Source organism: Actinoplanes regularis (genome assembly GCF_900188005.1).
GTDB lineage: Bacteria > Actinomycetota > Actinomycetes > Mycobacteriales > Micromonosporaceae > Actinoplanes > Actinoplanes regularis.
In genome coordinates, this window is sequence record NZ_FZNR01000008.1 from 159,079 (window position 1) to 179,667 (window position 20,589).

Sequence of the window (20,589 nt, forward strand, 5' to 3'; positions counted from 1 at the left end):
TCAGGCGTTCCCCAGCTCGATGCGGCGGCCCTCGCGCGCCGACCGCAGGCCGGCCTCGGCGAGCCGGACGCCGCGGGTGCCGGAGGCGAAGTCCCAGTGGAACGCCTCGCCGGCGACGACGTGCCGGAGGAACGCCTCCCACTGCACCTTGAAGCCGTTGTCGAACTCGTCGTTGTCCGGCACCTCGGTCCACTCGTCGCGGAACGACCTGCCGGAGAGCGGAAGGTCGGGGTTCCACACCGGCTTCGGCGTCGTCGCCCGGTGCTGGATCTTGCAACCGCGCAGGCCGGCGACCGCGCTGCCGAGCACGCCGTCGACCTGGAACTCGACGAGCTCGTCGCGGTTGACCCGGACCGCCCAGGAGGAGTTGATCTGAGCGATGACGCCGCCCTCGAGCTCGAAGATCGCGTACGCGGCGTCGTCGGCGTCGGCGGTGTACTCGTCGCCGCGCTCGTCGACCCGCGTCTCGATGTGCGTGGCGATCGTGGCCTGCACGCCGCGGACCGCGCCGAACAGCTCCTCCAGCAGGTAGTTCCAGTGCGGGAACATGTCCATCACGATGCCGCCGCCGTCGGCCAGCCGGTAGTTCCAGCTGGGTCGCTGGGCGGCCTGCCAGTCGCCCTCGAAGACCCAGTAACCGAACTCGCCGCGCACCGACAGGATCCGGCCGAAGAAGCCGCCGTCGATCAGCCGCTTCAGCTTGCGCAGGCCGGGCAGGAAGAGCTTGTCCTGCACCACGCCGTTGCGGACGCCGGCCGCCCGGGCCAGTTCGGCGAGCTCCTCGGCCGCGGCCGAGCTCTCGGCGAGCGGCTTCTCGGTGTAGACGTGCTTGCCGGCGCTGATCGCATGGCGGATCGCCTTCTCCCGCCGCTGGGTGACCTGCGCGTCGAAGTAGACCTCCACGTCCGGCCGGGCGAGCGCCGCGTCCAGGTCGGTGGTCCACTCGGTCAGGCCGTGCCGCGCCGCGATCGCGGCGAGTTTGTCCGGGTCACGGCCGACCAGGATCGGCTCGGGCCAGATGTGACCGCCGCCGGGGAGGGCCACGCCGCCCTGCTCCCGGATGGCGAGCAGGGAGCGGACCAGGTGCTGCCGATAACCCATTCGGCCGGTCACTCCGTTGATGACGATGCCGATCGATCTACGCGCTGCCATGTGCGGTTACCTCCGAGCGTCAAGGAAAGCGCTTTCCTGCTGCTGGCAGCCTAGGGCCACGAGCCGCTTGGGACAAGGGTGGAGACGAAGCCGCCCACGTTTTGCAAGGTGACGACGATGCCGCCGCCCAGATTCATGACCTAGGTTGGCCATGCCACGTCGAGATCGAGGAGACTGCGTGACAGCCGACCTGCTCTTCACCGGGGGCCCGGTGTTCACCGCCGACCCCGCGAGGTCCCGGGCCACCGCGGTGGCCGTGAAGGACGGTCGGATTCTGGCCGTCGGGCACGACCTGGGTGAGCTGCGTGGCCCGAAGACCGAGGTCGTCGATCTGGCCGGGCGGCTGCTGATCCCCGGCTTCCAGGACGCGCACGTCCACGCCGTCTTCGGCGGGGTGGAGATGGGCCAGTGCGACCTGACCGGCACCACCGACCCGCGCGAATACCTGAACCGGATCACCGCGTACGCCGCCGCCCACCCGGATCGGGAGTGGATCACCGGCAGCGGCTGGTCGATGGAGAGCTTCCCCGGCGGCGTTCCGGTGAGGGAGCTGCTCGACCGCGTCGTCCCGGATCGGCCGGTCTACCTGACCAACCGGGATCATCACGGCGCCTGGGTCAACTCGGTCGCGCTGGAGCGGGCCGAGATCACCCGGGACACCCCGGACCCGGCGGACGGCATGATCAACCGGGATGCCGGGGGAAACCCGGTCGGGGCGCTGCAGGAGGGCGCGGTCTCCCTGGTCAGCGACCTGATCCCGGAGAGCACCCCGGCCGAGCTGGTCGCCGGGCTGCGCCGGGCCCAGTCGCTGCTGCACTCGCTGGGCATCACCGGCTGGCAGGACGCCATGCTGCGCGGCTCCAACGGATACCCCGACCCGGCCGACGCCTACCTGACCGCGGCCACCGAGGGCTGGCTGACCGCGTCGGTGACCGGCGCGCTCTGGTGGGACCGCGACCTCGGCGCGGAGCAGATCGCCGCGCTGGTGGCGCATCGCGAGCAGCTCACCGTCGGCCGGCTGACCTGCTCGACCGTGAAGATCATGCAGGACGGCGTGGCGGAGAACTTCACCGCCGCGATGACCGCGCCCTATCTGGACGGTTGCGGCTGCCCGACGCCGAACAGCGGGCTGAGCTTCGTGGACCCGGCGGCGCTGCCCGGATACGTCACCGAGCTGGACGCCCTCGACTTCCAGGTGCACTTCCACGCCCTCGGTGACCGGGCGGTCCGGGAGGCCCTGGACGCGCTCGAGGCCGCCCGCGCCGGGAACGGGTTCCGGGACACCCGGCCGCACCTGGCCCACCTCCAGGTCGTGCACCCGGACGACATCGCCCGGTTCCGCCGGCTCGGCGCGACCGCGAACCTCCAGCCGCTGTGGGCCGCGCACGAGCCGCAGATGGACGAGCTGACCATCCCGTTCCTCGGGGCGGAGCGGGCGGCGTGGCAGTACCCGTTCGGCGATCTGCTGCGCTCCGGGGCGACCCTGGCGGCCGGCTCGGACTGGCCGGTGAGCAGCCCGAACCCGATCGAGGGCATCCACGTCGCGGTGAACCGGGCCGTGCCCGGGGCCACCGACGGACGGGTGTTCCTGCCCGAGCAGCGGCTGGATCTGGGGACGGCGCTGGCGGCGTACACGGCCGGAAGCGCGTATGTGAATCACCGTGACGACAGCGGCAGTGTTCGTACCGGAAACGTCGCGGACCTCGTGGTCCTCGATCGTGACCCGTTCGACGGTCCCGCCTCGGAGATCTCGGCGACCAAAGTCACTATGACCGTCGTCGCCGGCCAGGTGGTGCATCGGGCCTGATCGAACCCGGCTCACAACCGCGGTCACAACGCGGTGAGGATCGGGTAACTCGCGAAGCACTCAGGGGTGACAGGGCGGTAATCGCGACTTCCTAGCGTGACCGTTTGAGGACGACACTCGGACGGAAGGACCTGCCTGTGGCCGCCGATGTCACTCAAGTGCGCACCGTGTGCGGCTATTGCGGGGTGGGCTGCGGCATGGTGCTCGACGTCGCCCGGGACTCCGGTGGCCGGCGCCGGGTGCTCAAGGTGAGTGGTGACAGGAACCACCCGGCCAACGGCGGCCGACTCTGCACGAAGGGCGCGACCAGCGCCGACCTGCTCGCGGCCGAGGGCCGGCTGGGGTACGCGATGGTCCGCGCCGAGCGGGGCGCGGAGCCGCAGAAGCAGCCCCTGGACGAGGCGATCGCGGAGACTGCCCGCCGGTTGCGGGCGGTCATCGACGAGCACGGCCCGGACGCCTTCGCCATGTACGTCTCCGGCCAGATGACCCTGGAAGCTCAGTACCTGGCGAACAAGCTGGTCAAGGGTTTCATCGGGACGAACAACATCGAGTCGAACTCGCGGCTCTGCATGGCCAGCGCGGGCACCGGCTACAAGCTGTCGCTGGGCGCCGACGGCCCACCCGGCTCGTACGACGACCTGGACCACGCCGACGTCTTCTTCGTGATCGGCGCGAACATGGCGGACTGCCACCCGATCCTGTTCCTGCGGATGATGGACCGGGTCAAGGCCGGCGCCAAGCTGATCGTGGTGGACCCGCGGCGCAGCGCCACCGCCGACAAGGCCGACCTCTTCCTGCAGGTCCGCCCCGGCACCGACCTCGCCCTGCTGAACGGCCTGCTCAACCTGGTGGAGAAGGACGAGGAGTTCATCGCCGCGCACACCGAGGGCTGGGCGGCGATGCCGGACCTGCTCGCCGACTACCCGCCGGAGCGGGTGGCCGAGTTGACCGGCATCCCGGAGCAGGACCTCCGCACCGCCGCGGAGTGGATCAGCGGCGCGGAGAACTGGGTCACGCTCTGGACGATGGGGCTGAACCAGAGCACCCACGGCACCTGGAACACCAACGCGATCTGCAATCTGCACCTGGCGACCGGCGCGATCTGCCGTACCGGCAGCGGGCCGTTCTCGCTGACCGGGCAGCCGAACGCGATGGGCGGGCGGGAGATGGGCTACATGGGCCCGGGCCTGCCCGGTCAGCGCTCGGTGCTGGTCCCGGCCGATCGCGAGTTCACCGAGCGGATCTGGGACCTGCCCGCCGGCACCCTGCGCACCGAGGTCGGCAAGGGCACCGTCGAGATGTTCGAGCAGATGGCCGCCGGGCGGATCAAGGCCTGCTGGATCATCTGCACCAATCCCGTCGCGTCGGTGGGCAACCGGCGGACCGTGATCGCCGGCCTGGAGGCCGCCGAGCTGGTGATCACCCAGGACGCGTTCGCGGAGACCGAGACGAACGCGTACGCGGACATCACGCTCCCGGCGGCGATGTGGTCCGAGACCGACGGCATCATGATCAACTCGGAGCGGAACCTGACCCTGGTCCACCCGGTGGTCGACGCTCCGGACGAGGCGATCCCCGACTGGCTGCTGATCTGCCGGGTCGCGGTCGCGATGGGCTTCGAAGCGGCTTTCTCGTACGGGAGCGCCGCCGAGATCCTCGACGAGATCAAGCGGTTCGCCAACCCGCAGACCGGGTACGACCTGCGCGGAGTCTCGTACGAAAGGCTCGCGGACGGCCCGGTGCAGTGGCCCGCGGCGCCGGACGGACCGGCCCGCAACCCGATCCGGTACCGCGACTTCAAGTTTCCGACCGCGAGCGGGAAGGCGGTCTTCCACGCCCGCCCACACCTGGACCCGGCCGAGCTGCCCGACGACGACTACCCGTTCGTCCTGAACACCGGCCGGTTGCAGCACCAGTGGCACACCCTGACGAAGACCGGCAAGGTGGCCAAGCTCAACAAGCTGAACCCGGGTCCGTTCGTGGAGATCAACCCGGCGGACGCGGCGGAGCGCGGCATCGTCGAGGGCGACCAGATCGAGATCGAGTCGCGGCGCGGGCGGGCGGTGCTGCCCGCGGTGATCACCGACCGGGTGGCGCCGGGCGCGTGCTTCGCCCCGTTCCACTGGAACGACCTGTTCGGCGAGTACGTCAGCGTCAACGCGGTGACCAGCGACGCCGTCGACCCGCTCAGTTTCCAGCCGGAGCTGAAGGTGTGCGCGGTCGCACTCTCCAAAGTGGCCGCACCGATCGGGCCGGTGGCCGCGCCCTCCGATATCCACACCCTGCTCGGCCTGGATCCGCAGCCGCCCGCGCTCACCGACGGGCAGCGCCGCTACCTGGCCGGGTTCATGGCCGGGCTGCCGCCGGGACGGCCGGAGGCGCCCGTCCTGCCGGCCAACGCACCGTTCGACCCGGACACCGCCATGTGGGTGAACGGGCTGCTCGCGGGGATGTTCACCCCCGTACCGGAGAAGATTCTGGATTTTGCCAGACCTGCCGGGCCGCGCCTGCAGATCCTCTGGGCCTCGCAGACCGGGAACGCGGAGGATTTCGCGCGCGGGCTGAGCAAGCGGCTGGCCGCGACCGGACGGCAGATCTCGGTACGCGGCATGGACGCGGCCGCCCCCGACCTGCTCGACCCGGACGCCGACCTGCTCGTCGTGACCAGCACGTTCGGCGACGGGGACGCGCCCGACAACGGCGCCGCGTTCTGGCAGTCGCTGGCCGCCGACACCGCGCCCCGCCTCGACGGCCGCCGGTTCGCGGTGCTGGCCTTCGGCGACTCCAGCTACGACGACTTCTGCGGCCACGGCCGCCGGCTCGACGAACGCCTCGCCGAGCTGGGCGCCGTCCGACTCGCGCCTCGCGCGGACTGCGAGCCGGACTTCGAGGACACCGCCGACGACTGGTTGGAGACGGTCATCGCGGCGCTCACCACGAAGCCGGCCCCGGCACCGACGAAGTCCTCCCCGCTGAAGTCGACGCTGGTCGGGAACCGGCTGCTCAGTGGCCCCGGCTCGGCCAAGGAGGTCCGCCGGTTCACGTTCCACACCGGCGGCCTGCTGGACTACCAGGTCGGTGACGCGCTCGGCGTCTGGCCGGTCAACGATCCCCAGCTGGTCAACGAGTGGCTGAGCGTCACCGGTCTCACCGCGGACACCGCGGTCGAGCTCGACAGGGTCGGCATGATCCCGCTCTCCGAGGCGCTCACCCGGCACCTGGACATCACGAAGATCACCACTGACCTGCTCCGGTTTACCGCCGAGCGCGGCGGTGACCCCCAGCTGAAGACCCTGCTCCGCCCGGACAACAAGGGTGAGCTGGCGAAATGGACGTGGGGCCGGCAGGCCGTCGACGTGCTCGCCGAGCAGGGCGTGCGCGCCTCCGCGCAGGAGTGGGCCGGCGTGCTGAAGCGGTTGCAGCCCCGGCTCTACTCGATCAGCTCGACCCCGCTGGTCGACCCGGACCAGGTCAGCCTGACCGTGTCGGTGGTCCGCTTCGACAGCCTGCTCGGCCGGGCCCGCAAGGGCGTCTGCTCCACGCACCTGGCCGACGCCACGCTGGACCTGGAGGTCCCGCTCTTCGTGCAGAAGGCCCCGCACTTCCGGCCGCCGGCGGACCCGGCCACCCCGACGATCATGGTAGGCCCGGGGACCGGGGTGGCGCCGTTCCTCGGCTTCCTCCAGGAGCGGCAGGCGACCGGGGCGTCCGGGGCGAACTGGCTGTTCTTCGGCGAGCAGCGCCGGGACACCGACTTCTACTACCGGGAGGAGCTGTCGGCGCTCTCCGCCGCGGGCACGCTGACCCGGCTCGACCTGGCGTTCTCCCGGGATCAGCGGGCCAAGGTCTACGTCCAGGACCGGATGCGCGAGCACGGTGCCCAGCTGTGGGCGTGGCTGAAGGACGGGGCGCACTTCTACGTGTGCGGCGACGCCAGCCGGATGGCCAAGGACGTGGACCGGGCGCTGCACGAGATCGCGGTCAACCACGGCCGCCTGTCGCCCGAGGCGGCCACCGCCTACCTCAAACAGCTCACCGCCGACAAGCGTTACGTTCGCGACGTGTACTGACGGCCGGTACGCCGGCGGGAAGGCCGGGTGGCAGGCTCTGCGGTATGGACCTGACCGTGATCCTCGGCCCGATGAAGGGCGGCAAGTCGCTCGAGATGATCAGCTTGCTGTCGCCGCTGCAGCACACCGGCATCCCGCACCGCATCTACCAGTCGGCGCGGCACGGGCGGGACACCGCGGTGATGTCCCGGGTCGGCGGCAGCCTGGAGACGGTGAAGGTGCACTCCCTCGCCGGGGCGGCGGACGGGGACGTCGAGGTGATCGGCGTGGACGAGATCCACATGTTCACCGCCGACGACATCGCGGTGCTCGGCGTCGCGGTCCGGCGCGGGATCAAGGTCGTCGTCGCCGGGATCGACCTGGACCACCGGGGGCAACTGTTCGCGCCGGTCCGGGCGCTGTTCGAGCTGGCGCCGGAGAAGGTGATCTACCGGCGCGCGGTGTGCGACGTCTGCCGCTCACTGGACGCGACGCACACCCAGGTACTGGAGAGCGGCAAGCCGTTCCTCCTGGAGCTCGCCCCGTCGACGGCGTTGCCGGACGACGGCACCTATACCTATGAGGCCCGCTGCCGCCGCTGCGTCGTCCTGCCCTGAACCGCCCATGATCAGATCTGTCGATCTTCTGACAAAGGTCCACTGAAGATCGGCGGCTCACCGAGGCCATTCGCCCGAACGATCTACGCCCCCGGCCATAAAACCGTCATCGGTGCACACCCGGGCATGGCGCTCCCCAGCAAGACCCGATACGTTCCAAAACTGACAGTGACGGACGTAGCGCGTAGGGGAGGCGATGACGCGTGGGCGAATTCCCGGACCATCCAGGGGAACCGGACCCGCTGCTCACCCGCCTGGAGCGCGTCGAGGCGCAGCTGGCGGAGTTCCACCGGCGCTCGGCGCACCGCGAGACCGTCATCGACCGGCTGCACGAGGAGAACCAGCAGTTCCGTGACGGCCTGCGCCGGGTGATCCTGGAGCCGGTCGTCACCGACCTGCTGCGGCTGCACGACTCGCTGGCCCGCGAGGCGCAACGCCTGGCCGAGGACGATCCGCGGACCGGCAAGCTGATGGGCAGCTTCGCCGACGACGTCACGCTCGCCGTCGAGCGCTGCGGGTATGAGCTGTTCCCCGCCGTTCCCGGCGAGCCGTTCACGACCGGCCGGCACGCTCCGGCCGGCACCGTGCCGACCACCGACCCGAGCCGGGACAGGACCGTCGCCGAGCCGCTCGCCGCCGGCCTGCTGGAGATCGAGACCGGCCGGGTGCGCCGCCCGGCCCGGGCCCGGCTCTACCGGTACGAGGCGCCCCCGGCCACGGACGACTCCGTCGACCTCGCGCTGGTGGACTCCGGCCCGCAACCCGTTCACCCTGACTCCGTCGGAAGCGAGTAGCCCCATGGCCACCTTCGGCATCGACCTGGGCACGACCTACTCCTGCGTCGCCCACATCGACGACACCGGACGGCCGGCGATCATCAAGAACCGGCCCGGTGACGACACCACACCGTCGGTCGTGTACTTCGAGAGCCCGGACAACGTGGTCGTCGGCAAGGAGGCGAAGGCGGTCGCGAAGATCCAGCCGGATCTGGTGGTCTCGCTGATCAAGCGGCAGATGGGCAAGTCCTTCGAGATCACCGTGCACGGCCAGGCGCACAGCCCCGAGTCGATCTCCGCGCTGATCCTCCGCGAGCTGGCCGACGCCGCGGGTGAGAACCTCGGCGAGGAGGTCCGGGACGTGGTGATCACCGTCCCGGCGTACTTCGGGGTCGCCGAGCGCAACGCCACCCGCAAGGCCGGGGAGATCGCCGGGCTCAACGTACTGAGCATCGTGGACGAACCGGTCGCGGCCGCCCTGCACTACGACGCGATCTCCGCCGGCGGGACGAAGACCATTTTCGTGTACGACCTGGGCGGCGGCACCTTCGACACCACGGTCATCAAGGTCTCACCCGAGGAGATCCAGGTCGTCTGCACCGACGGCGACCACCACCTGGGCGGCGCCGACTGGGACGACCGCCTCGCGGAGTACCTGCTGGAGCAGTTCCTGGCCGAGCACCCGGGCACCGAGGCGGCCGACGACGAGGAGTTCCTGCAGAGCCTGGCGGCCGGTGCCGAGGACATCAAGAAGCAGCTGAGCCGGATGCAGAGCCGCCGGTTCAACGCCCGCTTCGGCGGCGACACCTCGCAGATCGAGGTCACCCGGGAGAAGTTCGAGGAGCTCACCGCCGAGCTGGTGGAGCGCACCGCCACGATCACCCGGCGCACCCTGCGGACGGCCGCCGACCGGGGCATCACCGAGTTCGACGACGTCCTGCTGGTCGGCGGCTCCAGCCGGATGCCCGCCGTCACCGCCGTACTGGAAGGGCTCGGCCTCAAGCCCCGGATGCACGACCCCGACCTGGCCGTCGCCAAGGGCGCGGCCCGGTACGCCCTGATCGAATCGATCAAGGTGCACCTGCCCGAGGAGGGCGGCGAGGCGCCGGCCGAGGTCGTCGAGGAGGTGGCCGAGCAGCTCAACATCCCGGTGGAGAAGGTGCGGGCGCTGGCCGGCAAACGGGTGGCCACCGTGGTCCCGCGCGCCTTCGGCGTCAAGGTCGTCAACCGCGAGGGCGGCCGGGAGCACTACACGATCGAGCACGTGCTGCGGGCCAACACGCCGCTGCCCGCCGAGACCGAGCCGCAGCGCTTCGGTACGGCGTACCCGAACCAGATCGAGATCTCGGTGGAGATCTGGGAACAGTCCGGTTCCGTCGAGTCGGAGGCGCTGGAGGACAACGAGCACATCGCCGAGGGCCTGATCAGCGGCCTGCCGCCGCTGCCGGAGAACTCGCCGATCGACATCAGCTTCCAGATGGCGGCCGACGGCCTGCTCCGGGTGCACGCCGTCGAGCTCAAGACCCGGCAGGACCTGCACATCGAGGTGCAGATCCGGGGCGGTCTGAGCGACGAGCAGGTGCACGCGGCGCGCACCGCGGTGGCTCGCTACAACGTCTCGGCGTGAGGCCGGCCGGCCGATGTTCGACTCCGAGCGGTACCGGGAGGAGGTGCTCGATCCGGCCCGGAAGAACGGGAACACCCCGCCGGCGGATCTCCTGCTGCGGTACGGCATCGACCCCGGCCGGCCACCCCGCGGCGACGCCTTCGACGCGCACCTCACCACGGTCGTCAAGTACTGGCGGCAGCTGGGTACCCAGCGGATCGCGTACCGCAAGATCGTCGAGGCGCTGAACGCCGCCCACCGGCAGTTGGCGGAGAGCGACCTGCTCTCCGCCGAACACTTCCTCAAGGACCGGGAGCGGGTCGCGCAGGCGACCGGCGCGGCCCTGGAGGAGATCGTCAAGGATCTGGCCGGCGATCCGGTGGTGTCCGCGGCCGCGCTGACCGCGACCGCCGCCCGGCTCGGTGGCGGCGCGGCCACCGAGGCCAAGCTGCGCGCCCTGCTCGGCCGGCGCCGGATCCGGGTGATCGACGAGTTGTGGCCGCTGCCGGAGAGCCCGCCGGCCCGGGGCAGCACGGTGCTGCGCAGCATCCGCACCCTGGGCCTGCCGCTCTCACTGCACGTGCTGGCGGACGGTAGACCGGCCGTCGACTTCACCCTGCGCGCCGGTCTCCGGGTGGACGGCCGCCCGCTGACCGCCGACCGCTTCGGCGTCGTGCGCGAACGCATCGAGCGGGGGAAGCAGGACGATCGGAAGACCGCCACCGACAACCTGCTGACCGCGATGACCGCCGCGCTCCGCGACGGCACCCTCGACCAGCTCGTGCTCTGGGAGCTCACCGAGGCCGTCCGGCCGGCCGCCGGCCTGGGCAAGCTGCGCGTGGTGGCCCGGGAGGCGAACCGGCTCGGGCTGCAGCGCGAGGAGGCCGAGGAGTTCGCGCTCGCCGTCCTCAACCGGGGCGGTGTCGTGCCCGTCCAGCGGGACGTGGCCGCCGAGGTCGAGGAGTTGCTCGGCGCCGGCTCGCTGCGCGCGGCTGAACGGCTGGTCCTCGCCATGCCCGCCGACCAGGGCGCGGAGGTGCGCGACCGGGTCCGGGCGGCCGCCGGGCGGGTGGACGAGCTGGCTTCCCGGGCCCAGCGGGAGATCGCCGCGGGCCGGCCGGAGCACGCGGCCGAGCTGCTCGCCACCGCGGTCCGGGAGGCCGCCGACGACACCGACCTGGCCGGACGGCTGCGCATGCTGGCCCCGCCACCGGCACCGGCCGTGCGAGCCGGCACGGCGGCCGGTGACCGGGTCACGATCAGCTGGACGCCGAGCCCGGCCCGGACCGGCGGGATCGCGTACCAGGTGGTCCGGACCCGGCAGCGGCCGGCCGGATCGGCCACCGACGGTGACGTGATCGGCCGGACCGACGGCAACGAACTGGCCGACACCCGCGCCCCGGCCGGCGACGACCTGCACTACACCGTCTTCGCGAGCCGCTCGGACGGCGTCTGGTCGCCGGGCGCCACGGCCGGGCCGGTCTCGCTGCTGCCCGAGGTCACCGGGGTCAGCGCGGTCGCCGACGAGTCGAGCGTCCGGGTCACCTGGTCGGCTCGCCCGGACGTCACCGGCTGCACGGTGCTGCGCGAGCCGGACGGGATCCCGGTGAAGGCCGGCCGCAACGGTTTCTCCGACGAGGACCTGGAGCCGGGGGTCGAGTACCGCTACCTGATCCGGGCCGGTTATCCGGCGCTGTCGGCCGGGATCACCGTCACGGCCACCCCGCAGGCGGCCCCGAAAGAGGTGCCCGACCTGGCCGTCGAGCCGCTGCCGGGCCAGGATCCGGGGCGGCTGCGGCTGGCCTGGACGTTGCCCGCGAGCGGCGAGGTGACGTTGCGCTCGTCGACGCACCGGCCCCGCTGGAGCCGAGGCGCCGAGATCACCGGTGCGGAGCTGACGTCGTACGGGAAGGAATTGGTGGGGCGGACGGACCCGGTGGCGAACCGCCGCGCCGCGCTCGTCCTGCCCATGCCCGCCGGGCGGCTCTTCGTCACCGCCTTCAGCTCCGGCGGTGGGCGGGCGATCGTCGGCCCGACCGTCTCGGTGACCAACATCGCGCCCGTCACCGACCTGCGGGCCCGCCGCGCCGGACCGGTCGTCCGGCTCAGCTGGACCTGGCCGGACGGCGTCGCGCTGGTGCGGGTCCACTGGTGGCCGGAGGACGGCTCGCCCGAGCGGGCCGAGCAGGTGGACTGCTGGCTGCGCGCCTACCGCGACGACGGCGGGCTGCAACTCACCACGGGCGTCGGGCCCGTGCGGATCTCGGTGGCCACGGTGAGCCGGGACGGCGAGGGCGAGACCGTGGGCAGCCCGGTGGGCGCCCGGGTCGCCGGCAGCGGCGTGCCGGTGAACTACCGGTTCGTGCAGGCCGGCACGTTCCGCCGGAAGACCCGGCTGGAGCTGACCAGCGACCAGCCCTGTCCACTGCCGAACCTGGTGGTGGTCCAGTCGCCGGGGCGGGTGGTGCCGCTACGGCCGGAGCAGGGGACCCCGGTCGCGCGGATTCCGGCACAGCGCCTGGAGCCGGGCCGGCCGGTCTCGGTGGAGGTTCCGGTGCAGGCCACACGTGGGCCGTACCGCCTCGGCTGTTTCGTCGACGACCACTCCGGCCACGGGCCGGACGTGGTGCTCAAGGGCGTTCCGGGGGGCGGCTGAACCATGGCGAAACTGACCTGTCCGTACTGTTACCGGCCGTTCGCCGAAAAGGAGATGCGGTTTCGCTGCAGCGGAATGCGGGCGGCGGACGGCAGGTTCTGCGAGGCGGCGCCCGACCCGGTCCGGGTCGCGCTCGGCGACCAGATGGTCGTGCTGCCGGTGGTGGAGGGAAACGGCAGGAAGCTCTCCGCGACCTGCCAGGCGTGCGGCAACGCGGCGACCGTCCAGATCTGCCCGCACTGCCATGCCCAGCTACCGGTGCACTTCGGCAAGATCGACACTCGGATGGTGGCGATGGTCGGCGCCAAGTTCAGCGGCAAGTCGGTCTACACCACCGTGCTCATGCACGAGCTGATCCACCGGGTCGGCCGGCGCTTCGACGCCGCGGTGATCGGGGCGGACGAGGAGACCCGCAAGAAGTTCGGCAACGAGGAGCGTGCCCTCTACAACGAGGGCGTGCTGCCGGACACCACCCGGCCGGCGAACGCCGGCGAGCAGGGGCGCCAGCCGTTCGTCTTCAAGTTCTCCCTCGGCGAGCGAAAGCGTTTCCGCAGCACGCTGCGGCACACCGTGCTCTCGTTCTTCGACACCGCGGGCGAGGACCTGGAGACCTCGCGCGGCGTGGCACAGAACGTCACCTACCTGAGCAGCGCGGACGGCATCATCGTGCTGCTCGATCCGCTGACCGTTCCCGGGCTGGTGCAGACCCTCGGCATCGACCCGGACGTGCTGCCGGCGCGCTCGCAGCAGGAGGCGGCGCGGGGCGACAGCCCGATCAACATCCTCACCCGGGTCACCGAGCTGCTCCAGAAACTGCCGGGCGCCGGGCCGAACCGGATGATCGACGTGCCGGTCGCGATCGCCTTCTCCAAGGTGGACGCGCTCTGGGAGGCGCTGCCCGAGGACAGCCCGCTGCGCCAGCCGGCGCCGGACGCCGCCTGCTTCCCGGAGCAGGACAGTCTCGCCGTGCACGACCACGTTCAGGCGCTGCTGCTCCAGTGGGAGGGCGGGCAGATCGATCAGCTGCTGCACAAGCACTACCGCACCTACCGGTACTTCGGCCTGTCCGCGCTGGGTGCCGTGCCGCCCGCGAAGGAGCCGGCCCAGGCCCGGCAGCGGGTCGCCAAGTCCGGCATCCAGCCGCACCGCGTGGAGGACCCGTTCCTGTGGCTGCTGAGCAGGCTCAAGGTGATCGAGACGGGAAGGGGCTGAGATGGGCGTCCCGCAGATGTACTACACCTCCTGCGAAACGGGTCTGGCCGGTTACCCGGGCTTCCAGTTCAACGCGGCCACCCCGGGCGTCGACGGAGCGGTGCTGCGCCGGGTCGAGCGGGCGACGTCGTACGAGCCGCCCGGCTCGCTGGGGTATGAGCCGACCGCCGAGCAGATCACCGCCACCCCGGTGAACCTCTGCTACCTGCCCGGCACCGACGGCGAGCCGGCGATCCTGGCCAACACCGTCTTCGTCGGCAACGACTACTCGCAGCGCTTCGGCAACTACTTCGTGCACGCGCTGGCCCTCGGCCCGGCCGGCCACGACCTCGGTGGCGTCCGGCCGATCGACTTCTGGCAGGCGCCGTTCTGGGCGCGTACCGAGGTGACCGGCACCGACCTGCCGGAGCTGACGCCCGTGCCGGCCGGCACCTTCGACCCGGCGTGGGCCGACGCCTTCCTGCAAGCCGGGCGCAGCGGCGTGGTGCCCGGGATGCTCACCGCGGTCGAGCGGGCGATCGTCGCCGGCGACCGGCCGGTGATCCTGGTGGCCGAGGAGAGCGCGGAGGTGGCCCGCTGGATCGCCGCCCTCTGCGAACTGCTCCCGCCGGTACTGATCGGGCGGTTCGCGTTCGCCACCTACCAGTACCGTCCCGGCCGTGGCCGGGAACACCTGGTCGGCACGGTGCCGACCAGCGATTTCACGGTGACCGAGTCGACGCTGCGGAGTTTCGCCGTCTTCGACCTGGTCGGCGGGGTCGAGTCGGAGGGCTCGACGCATCCGCTGGCCGAGCTGCTCACCGCGACCGGCCCGCAGGACGCGCGACTGCTCTGGGAGCAGGCCGAGCAGCTCGCCGCCGGCGCCGAGGACGACTTCGACGGCTGGTACCCGGTGGCCGTGGCCGCCGCGCTCTGCGCCCGGCTGCCGGTGAACGCCGGTGACCTGGCCACGGTCCTGGGCTGGCTGCCCGGCAACGCCGGCCGGCTGGAGCCGGAGACGGTCACTCAGATCACCGAGGAGTGCCTCGACCACGAGGCGCTCACCCTGCCGCAGTGCCTGGTCCTGGTCGGTGTCGCGGCCGGGACACGGGACGGCCACCTGCACGCGGACGCCGAGGTCCGCGCGTTCCAGATGCTCCTGCGCGACCCGGCCGCGGCACCCGCGGACGTTCCGCGCCTGGCCACCCGGGACGGTGCCCGGTACGCCCGGCAGCAGGTCACCACCCGGCTGGACGGGGCCGCCCCGGACTCGGACACGGTCGACGTGCTCGGCCTCGCGCTGCGCACCCGGGTGGAGCTCTCCGACAGTGAGCTGGAGACGTACGGCCACGACCTGATCGCCCCGCTGCTGCTGGCCGGCCCGGAGCGGCAGCCGCCCGCCCTGCTGCGCAGCGTGCCGGCCCTGCGGCGGGGCGTGCTCCGCGGGCTCGACGAGGCACTGTCCACCCGGGAGCGCGAGGTGCTCACGGTCGCCGGCCGGCTGGCCGGTGGCACCGTGCCGGAGGAGGAGTTCGCCGCGCACCGCCCGCTGCAACGGCTGATGGAGGTGTCCCGGGCCGCCGGCGACCCGCGACGGCGGATCCCGGCCCTGAAACGGCTCAGCGGCTCCGGCCTGCCGGACCGGGCGATGCTGAACACGCTCTGGCCACACGGCTGGCAGCTGGACGAAGCCGCCGAGGTCGCCCGGGAGGTGCCGGAACGGTTCTGGGCCTCGGCGGCCATGGTGAGCCTCCTCGACGACGTCCTGTCCCGCTCGGAACTGCCGAGAGGCGCGATGCCGCACTACCTCGCGGTGACCGGGTTCGCGGCCAAACTCAAACTCACCGATCGCCTCTCGGCTCTGTCACGGGCCCGGGTCCTCGACCTGCAGGGTGCCGTGAAGATGGTGCGGCTGGCCGAGCAGACCGGCGACGGCAAGCTGCCGAAACTGGCCCGGGACATCATCGAGGACCTCCGGGCGCTCGAGCCGCCGGCCGGCCCCTGGCTCGCCGGCCAGCTGCCGGCCATCCTGCTCCGGCTGGACGGCACGACCCTGTCCGAGCTGCTGCTGAAGGTGTCCTCGGAGACCCGCCGGCGCTACCGCGAGCGGCTCACCGAACGGCTGCAAGGGCGCACCGCCGACCTGGGCCTCGCGACCCACACGTTCGAGGCTTTCCACCTGCTCACGGGCCCCCAGCCGGACCACGCCCGGAAGCTCGACGACGTGCTGACCGCGACCGTGGCCCGGTGGAGGTCACGCGATCTGGACTCGCTGGAGCAGCTGCTCTCCCACAGCAAGGTCAAGGGACTGGCCGACCACGTCGCGGAGTGGCGCGAGGCCCGGGTGCCGCGGGGCATCGGGCGCTTCCTGCCGCGGCGACGCTGAGCATCGAGGAGCACGCATGTTCTACCTGGCCTTCCTCCTCGTCTGGTACACGCTGATCGGCACGCTCTTCCTCATCGTCAGCGTCCCGCTGGTGGTCGTCGCCAGCAGCGTCTTCCTGGTGCTCTGCACCGTCGTCTTCGTGCGGACCAGCGGGCAGGCCCTGAACCTGCGGACGCCGTACGAGGCGGTGCCGGTCCCGGAACCCGGCGACGTCCCGGCGTACGTGCACTACCTCTCCGGCCCGGCCGGGCGGGACCTGCGGCAGATCGCCCGGCTGACCTGGCGGGACATGCGCCGGCAGGCCGAGAAGGCGCAGTCCTGGCTCAAGAGCAGGTTCTTCGGGTACGGCATGAACAACTACCGGCGGGCCGTCGGCGCGGCCCTCGGTGCCGGGGTGGTCGCCGGTGCGCTGATCACGGCCGTGGTGATGGCGTTCGTGGTGCTCGGCGCGCTGCTCGTCTGGGGCCTGCTCTTCGTGCTCGCCAAGGGGCTGCTCTACCTGCTGCGCGGGCTGGACTCCGGGCTGTCGCAGCTGCGCGGAATCAAGCTGACCTGCCCGGCGTGCCATCACCGGGTGGTCTATCCGGCGTACGACTGCCCCAACGACGGCTGCTCGCACCGGCACGAGGACGTCCGGCCCGGCCGGTACGGCCTGCTGCGCCGGACCTGCGCCTGTGGCTATCGGATGCCGACGTTGCTGCTGCTCGGCAGCCACCGGATGACCGCGTACTGCCCGCACTGCCAGGCGCCGATGGCCGAGGGCGCCGGCACCGCGCCGGAGATCGTGATTCCGATGCTCGGCGCGACCACCGCGGGCAAGACCCGGATGATGCTGGCGCTGGCCGCGACCATGACCGGCGGGCAGGACCGGATCTCCGCGACGGCCGCCGACGAGCCGACGGGGAACGCCCTCGCGCAGCTGCAGCGGGTGCTGGACGCTCGGGGTGACACCCGTAAGACGATCGCCGAGGACGCGGTCCGGGCGTACTCGTTCAACCTGAACGGCGGCCGGGTGCGGCGCCTCGTGCACATCTACGACCCACCGGGTGAGGACTTCAGCGACTCGGCACGGCTGCAGGCACGGCGTTTCCTGCGCGGCGCGCACGCCTTCGTCTTCGTGGTCGACCCGTTCGCGATCCCGGACGTGTGGAACTCGCTCGACCCGCGGGAACAGCGCGAATACCAGTCGATCCGGTCGACGCAGGCGCCGAGCTACATCTTCGAACAGGTGCTGGAGAACCTGAACGGGATGGGGGTGAAGGCCCGCGACAAGGCGCTGGCGGTGGCGGTCACCAAGAGCGACCTGACCACCGGCCTGCCGATCTGCGACGGGCTCAGCGACGACAGCGACGCGGTGCGTGGCTGGCTCAGCGATCGGGTCGGTATGGCGAACATGGTCCGCTCGATCGAGAAGTCGTTCGGTGAGGTGCGGTACTTCCACACCACCGCGTCCTACACGCCGGCGGGGACCGAGCAGAGCGTGCAGGACCTGCTCCACTGGACGCTCAGCCGGTACGGGGTGAACTGAGATGGTCGTTGCTGATCCGTACCGGCGCTGGCGTAGGGCGGTCTACTACGCCGGGGTGGCGGTGGTCTGTCTGCTCACCGCCGCGGTCCTGATCTTCCTGCTGTCCTGCCTGGTCGGGATGCTCCCGGGCGTCGGTTCCGGGCGGTCCGGATGACCGACCCGGCGCAGGAGCGACTGCGGCGGTACGCCGAGATCGCGCTGGCCGCCTCCGGCAACGGTGACCTCGACGCGGCGATCGCCGCCCTGGAACGGCTGCCCGCCGGCTCCCCCGGCCGGGGCACCCTGGCCGCCGCCCTGCTCTGGCCGCTGCTGCGCGACCTGCGGATGGAGCTTCCCCAGCTGCACCGGGTGGAGCGGGTGTTCGCCATCGCCGAGGCCGACCCGCCGGACGCCCCGAAGTGGCCCGGCATGCGCGCCGGGGGCCGGGTGATCTCGCTGATGCTGGCCACCCTGGAGGACCGGGTCGACGACCCGCACGCCGCGCTGGCCGAGGTGGAGAAGCTCGCCGCCGAGGCCGGCCCCGGATCCCCGGCCGCACCGATCATCGAGGCGGCGCGTCAGGGTCTCGCCTTCATGACCGCCATGCACGACGGCGACGAGTCGGCGATCCGCCAGTTGCCGGAGCGGTTCCGGCTCCTGCGCGACGCCGCCGGGCCCGGCAACGCGCAGGTCGATCTGCTCGGCGACGTGCTCGCCGCGGCCGCCGAGGTGATGGCGGCGAACCAGCGCGGCGAGGATCTGGCGGAGCCGCTGCGCCGGATGCGCGAGGCGGCCGAGCGCCTGCCCGAGGACGATCCGCTGCGGATCTCCGCCCTGGAGCAGGTCGCGAAGATGGAGTCACTGATCGGTGGCGCCCCGCGCGGCTTCGCACCCGGCAGCGAGGATCCGCTGCGCACCGACGCGGACCGGGCGCTGGACCGTGCGCACGCCGCGATGCTGCTGCTCGACCGGGGTGAGGAGACCGACCTCGGCAAGATCGAAACAGCGATCGGCCACCTGCGCGAGGCGCTCGCCCTGGCCGGCGCGGACGACCTGCGCCGCCCCTTCCATCTGGCCGGGCTGGCGCTGGCCCTGTACCGGCGGACCGAGGTCACCAATTCGACCGCCGGGCTCGACGAGGCGCTGACCCTGCTCGCCGAGGCCCGTGAGCTGGCCGGCGGGCCGGACCATCCACAGTGGTCGTGGATCAACGACATGCTCTCCGGCGTGCAGCAACGGCTCGGCACCGCGACGGCGCCGCACCACACCTCGATGGACGGGATGCGCGGCCACGCGTTCCGGGTGATGACGCAGTCCGACCTCGCCGCGGCGACCGTGGCGGCCGCCGACGCGGCCCGCGAGGGGCTCGACACCGCGCGCCTGTTCCTGCAGGCCGGGGACCCTGCCGGGGCGATCACCGCGCTGGACGCGGGCCGGGGTCTGGCCCTGTTCGCCGCGACCGAGGTGGGCCGGGTCGGCGCCCGGCTGCGCGCGGCCGGGCGCGGCGACCTCGCCGCGCGATGGGACGACGCGGTCGCCTCCGGCAAGCCCGACCGGCTGCCCACCGTGCTGCGCCGCGAGGCGCTCCAGGTGCTCACCGGCCAGGGCACGCTCGGGCTGCTCGACCCGCCGGGCCTGCCCGAGATCCGCGCCGCGCTTCGCGCCCTCGACGCCGACGTGCTCGTCTATCTGATGCCCGGGCGCCAGGGACTTCCCGGGTACGCGCTGGTCGCGCCGGCGGACGGGCCGCCCGGCTATCTCACCCTGCCCAACCTGCATCCGGACCGGGACCTGGAGGTCGAGCACTACCTGCGCACCGCCGCGCGGCGGGACATGGGCCCGGCCGACGCCGGTCCCGGGCCGGACACGGCCTTCACCGGCAGCCTTGACGCGCTGTGCCGCTGGGCCTGGCGCGCCGCGATCGGCCCGATCGTCGACCAGTACCTGCCCCGGCTACGGAGCCGGCCGAGCGGCCGCCCACCCCGGATCGTGCTGGTCCCGACCGACCGTCTGGCCCTCATCCCGTGGCAGGCGGCCCGCCGCCCGGACGGCCGGTACGCCATCGAGTCGGTGGCCGTCTCGCAGGTCGTCTCGGCTCGGATGCTCTGCCACGCGGCCGCCCTGCCTCCGGTGCCGATCGCGCCGACCGGCCTGTTCGTCGGTGACCCGGACACCGCCCGGCGGGCCGCCGACCTGCCGGCCGCACGGCTCGAGGCGTACAGCATCCGCCGCGCGTTCTACCGGGGCGCCCGCTACGTCGGCCGCCGCCCGGACGACAGCGTCAGTCCCAGCGGCCCGGGCACCGCCGACGAGGTCAGGAACTGGCTCGTCTCGTCCTCACCGGGCGCCGGCTCGATGCTGCACCTGGCCTGCCACGGCTTCGCCTCGACGGGGAAGGGCACGGCGTACCTGCTGCTCGCCGACGGGGCGCGGCTGACCGCCGAGACGATCGGTCCGCTGCTGGCCCGGGCCCCGGAACGGGCGATCTCGCTGGTCGTGCTGGCCGGCTGCCGCACCGGGCGGGCGATCAGCGGGTACGACGAGGCGTACAGCCTCGGCACCGCCTTCCTGGCCGCCGGCGTGCGCTCGGTGCTCGCGACCCTGTGGCCGATCCCGGACGCCGCCACCTCGGTACTGATGTTCATGTTCCACCACTTCCTGATCACCGGCGGCCGACCGGTCTGGGACGCCCTGCACCAGGCGCAGCTGTGGATGCTCGACCCGCGCCGGCGGGTGCCCGAGCAGATGCCGCGGGACCTGCGGAGAGAGCTGGCGAACACGGATCCGGCCGAGGTCGCGGCGTGGGCCGGCTTCATCCACTGGGGACGGTAGGGGGCCG

12 protein-coding genes are annotated in these 20,589 nt (G+C 72.2%); 11 read left to right on the top strand and 1 reads right to left on the bottom strand.

All coding sequences use genetic code 11. The features are described from left to right. Positions 1 to 1,152: a Gfo/Idh/MocA family protein gene (locus CHC09_RS22190; RefSeq protein WP_089295095.1), complete on the bottom strand. Its 1,152-nt coding sequence runs from the start codon at positions 1,150 to 1,152 to the stop codon at positions 1 to 3. Between the two features lie 178 nt (positions 1,153 to 1,330). On the opposite strand from CHC09_RS22190, the gene CHC09_RS22195 reads away from it, so the two are divergent. From CHC09_RS22195 to CHC09_RS22240, 11 genes are all read left to right on the top strand, one after another. Next, positions 1,331 to 2,959: an amidohydrolase gene (locus tag CHC09_RS22195; protein ID WP_239138409.1), complete on the top strand. Its 1,629-nt coding sequence runs from the start codon at positions 1,331 to 1,333 to the stop codon at positions 2,957 to 2,959. Positions 2,960 to 3,096: 137 nt separating this feature from the next. Further along, positions 3,097 to 7,032 carry a bifunctional nitrate reductase/sulfite reductase flavoprotein subunit alpha gene (locus CHC09_RS22200; RefSeq protein ID WP_089295097.1) on the top strand — a complete coding sequence of 1,312 codons (3,936 nt, stop codon included), beginning with the start codon at positions 3,097 to 3,099 and terminating at the stop codon, positions 7,030 to 7,032. Positions 7,033 to 7,076: 44 nt separating this feature from the next. After that, on the top strand, positions 7,077 to 7,628 hold the full coding sequence (locus CHC09_RS22205) for a thymidine kinase (RefSeq protein ID WP_089295098.1): 552 nt from the start codon (positions 7,077 to 7,079) through the stop codon (positions 7,626 to 7,628). Between the two features lie 203 nt (positions 7,629 to 7,831). Then, the gene (locus CHC09_RS22210; RefSeq protein ID WP_179277219.1) at positions 7,832 to 8,422 is read left to right on the top strand and encodes a nucleotide exchange factor GrpE; all 591 of its coding nucleotides are present in this window, start codon (positions 7,832 to 7,834) and stop codon (positions 8,420 to 8,422) included. Between the two features lie 4 nt (positions 8,423 to 8,426). Then, positions 8,427 to 10,031 carry an Hsp70 family protein gene (locus CHC09_RS22215; protein ID WP_089295099.1) on the top strand — a complete coding sequence of 535 codons (1,605 nt, stop codon included), beginning with the start codon at positions 8,427 to 8,429 and terminating at the stop codon, positions 10,029 to 10,031. A gap of 13 nt (positions 10,032 to 10,044) precedes the next feature. Beyond that, complete coding sequence (locus tag CHC09_RS46425; protein WP_089295100.1) at positions 10,045 to 12,666, top strand: hypothetical protein; 2,622 nt, start codon at positions 10,045 to 10,047, stop codon at positions 12,664 to 12,666. Positions 12,667 to 12,720: 54 nt separating this feature from the next. Further along, positions 12,721 to 13,878 carry a TRAFAC clade GTPase domain-containing protein gene (locus CHC09_RS22225; RefSeq protein ID WP_203833163.1) on the top strand — a complete coding sequence of 386 codons (1,158 nt, stop codon included), beginning with the start codon at positions 12,721 to 12,723 and terminating at the stop codon, positions 13,876 to 13,878. A 1-nt stretch (position 13,879) separates the two neighbouring features. Continuing rightward, positions 13,880 to 16,243 (top strand): GTPase-associated protein 1-related protein, encoded by a 2,364-nt coding sequence (locus tag CHC09_RS22230; protein ID WP_089295102.1) that lies wholly within the window; start codon positions 13,880 to 13,882, stop codon positions 16,241 to 16,243. Positions 16,244 to 16,259: 16 nt separating this feature from the next. Beyond that, positions 16,260 to 17,771 carry a TRAFAC clade GTPase domain-containing protein gene (locus CHC09_RS22235; RefSeq protein WP_089295103.1) on the top strand — a complete coding sequence of 504 codons (1,512 nt, stop codon included), beginning with the start codon at positions 16,260 to 16,262 and terminating at the stop codon, positions 17,769 to 17,771. Position 17,772: 1 nt separating this feature from the next. After that, positions 17,773 to 17,925, top strand: a complete 153-nt coding sequence (locus CHC09_RS46430; RefSeq protein ID WP_179277220.1) for a hypothetical protein — start codon at positions 17,773 to 17,775, stop codon at positions 17,923 to 17,925. Continuing rightward, positions 17,922 to 20,582, top strand: coding sequence for a CHAT domain-containing protein (locus tag CHC09_RS22240; protein WP_089295104.1), 2,661 nt, complete (start codon positions 17,922 to 17,924; stop codon positions 20,580 to 20,582). Before CHC09_RS46430 ends, CHC09_RS22240 begins: the two co-directional genes overlap by 4 nt. The last annotated feature ends 7 nt before the right edge of the window (positions 20,583 to 20,589 follow it).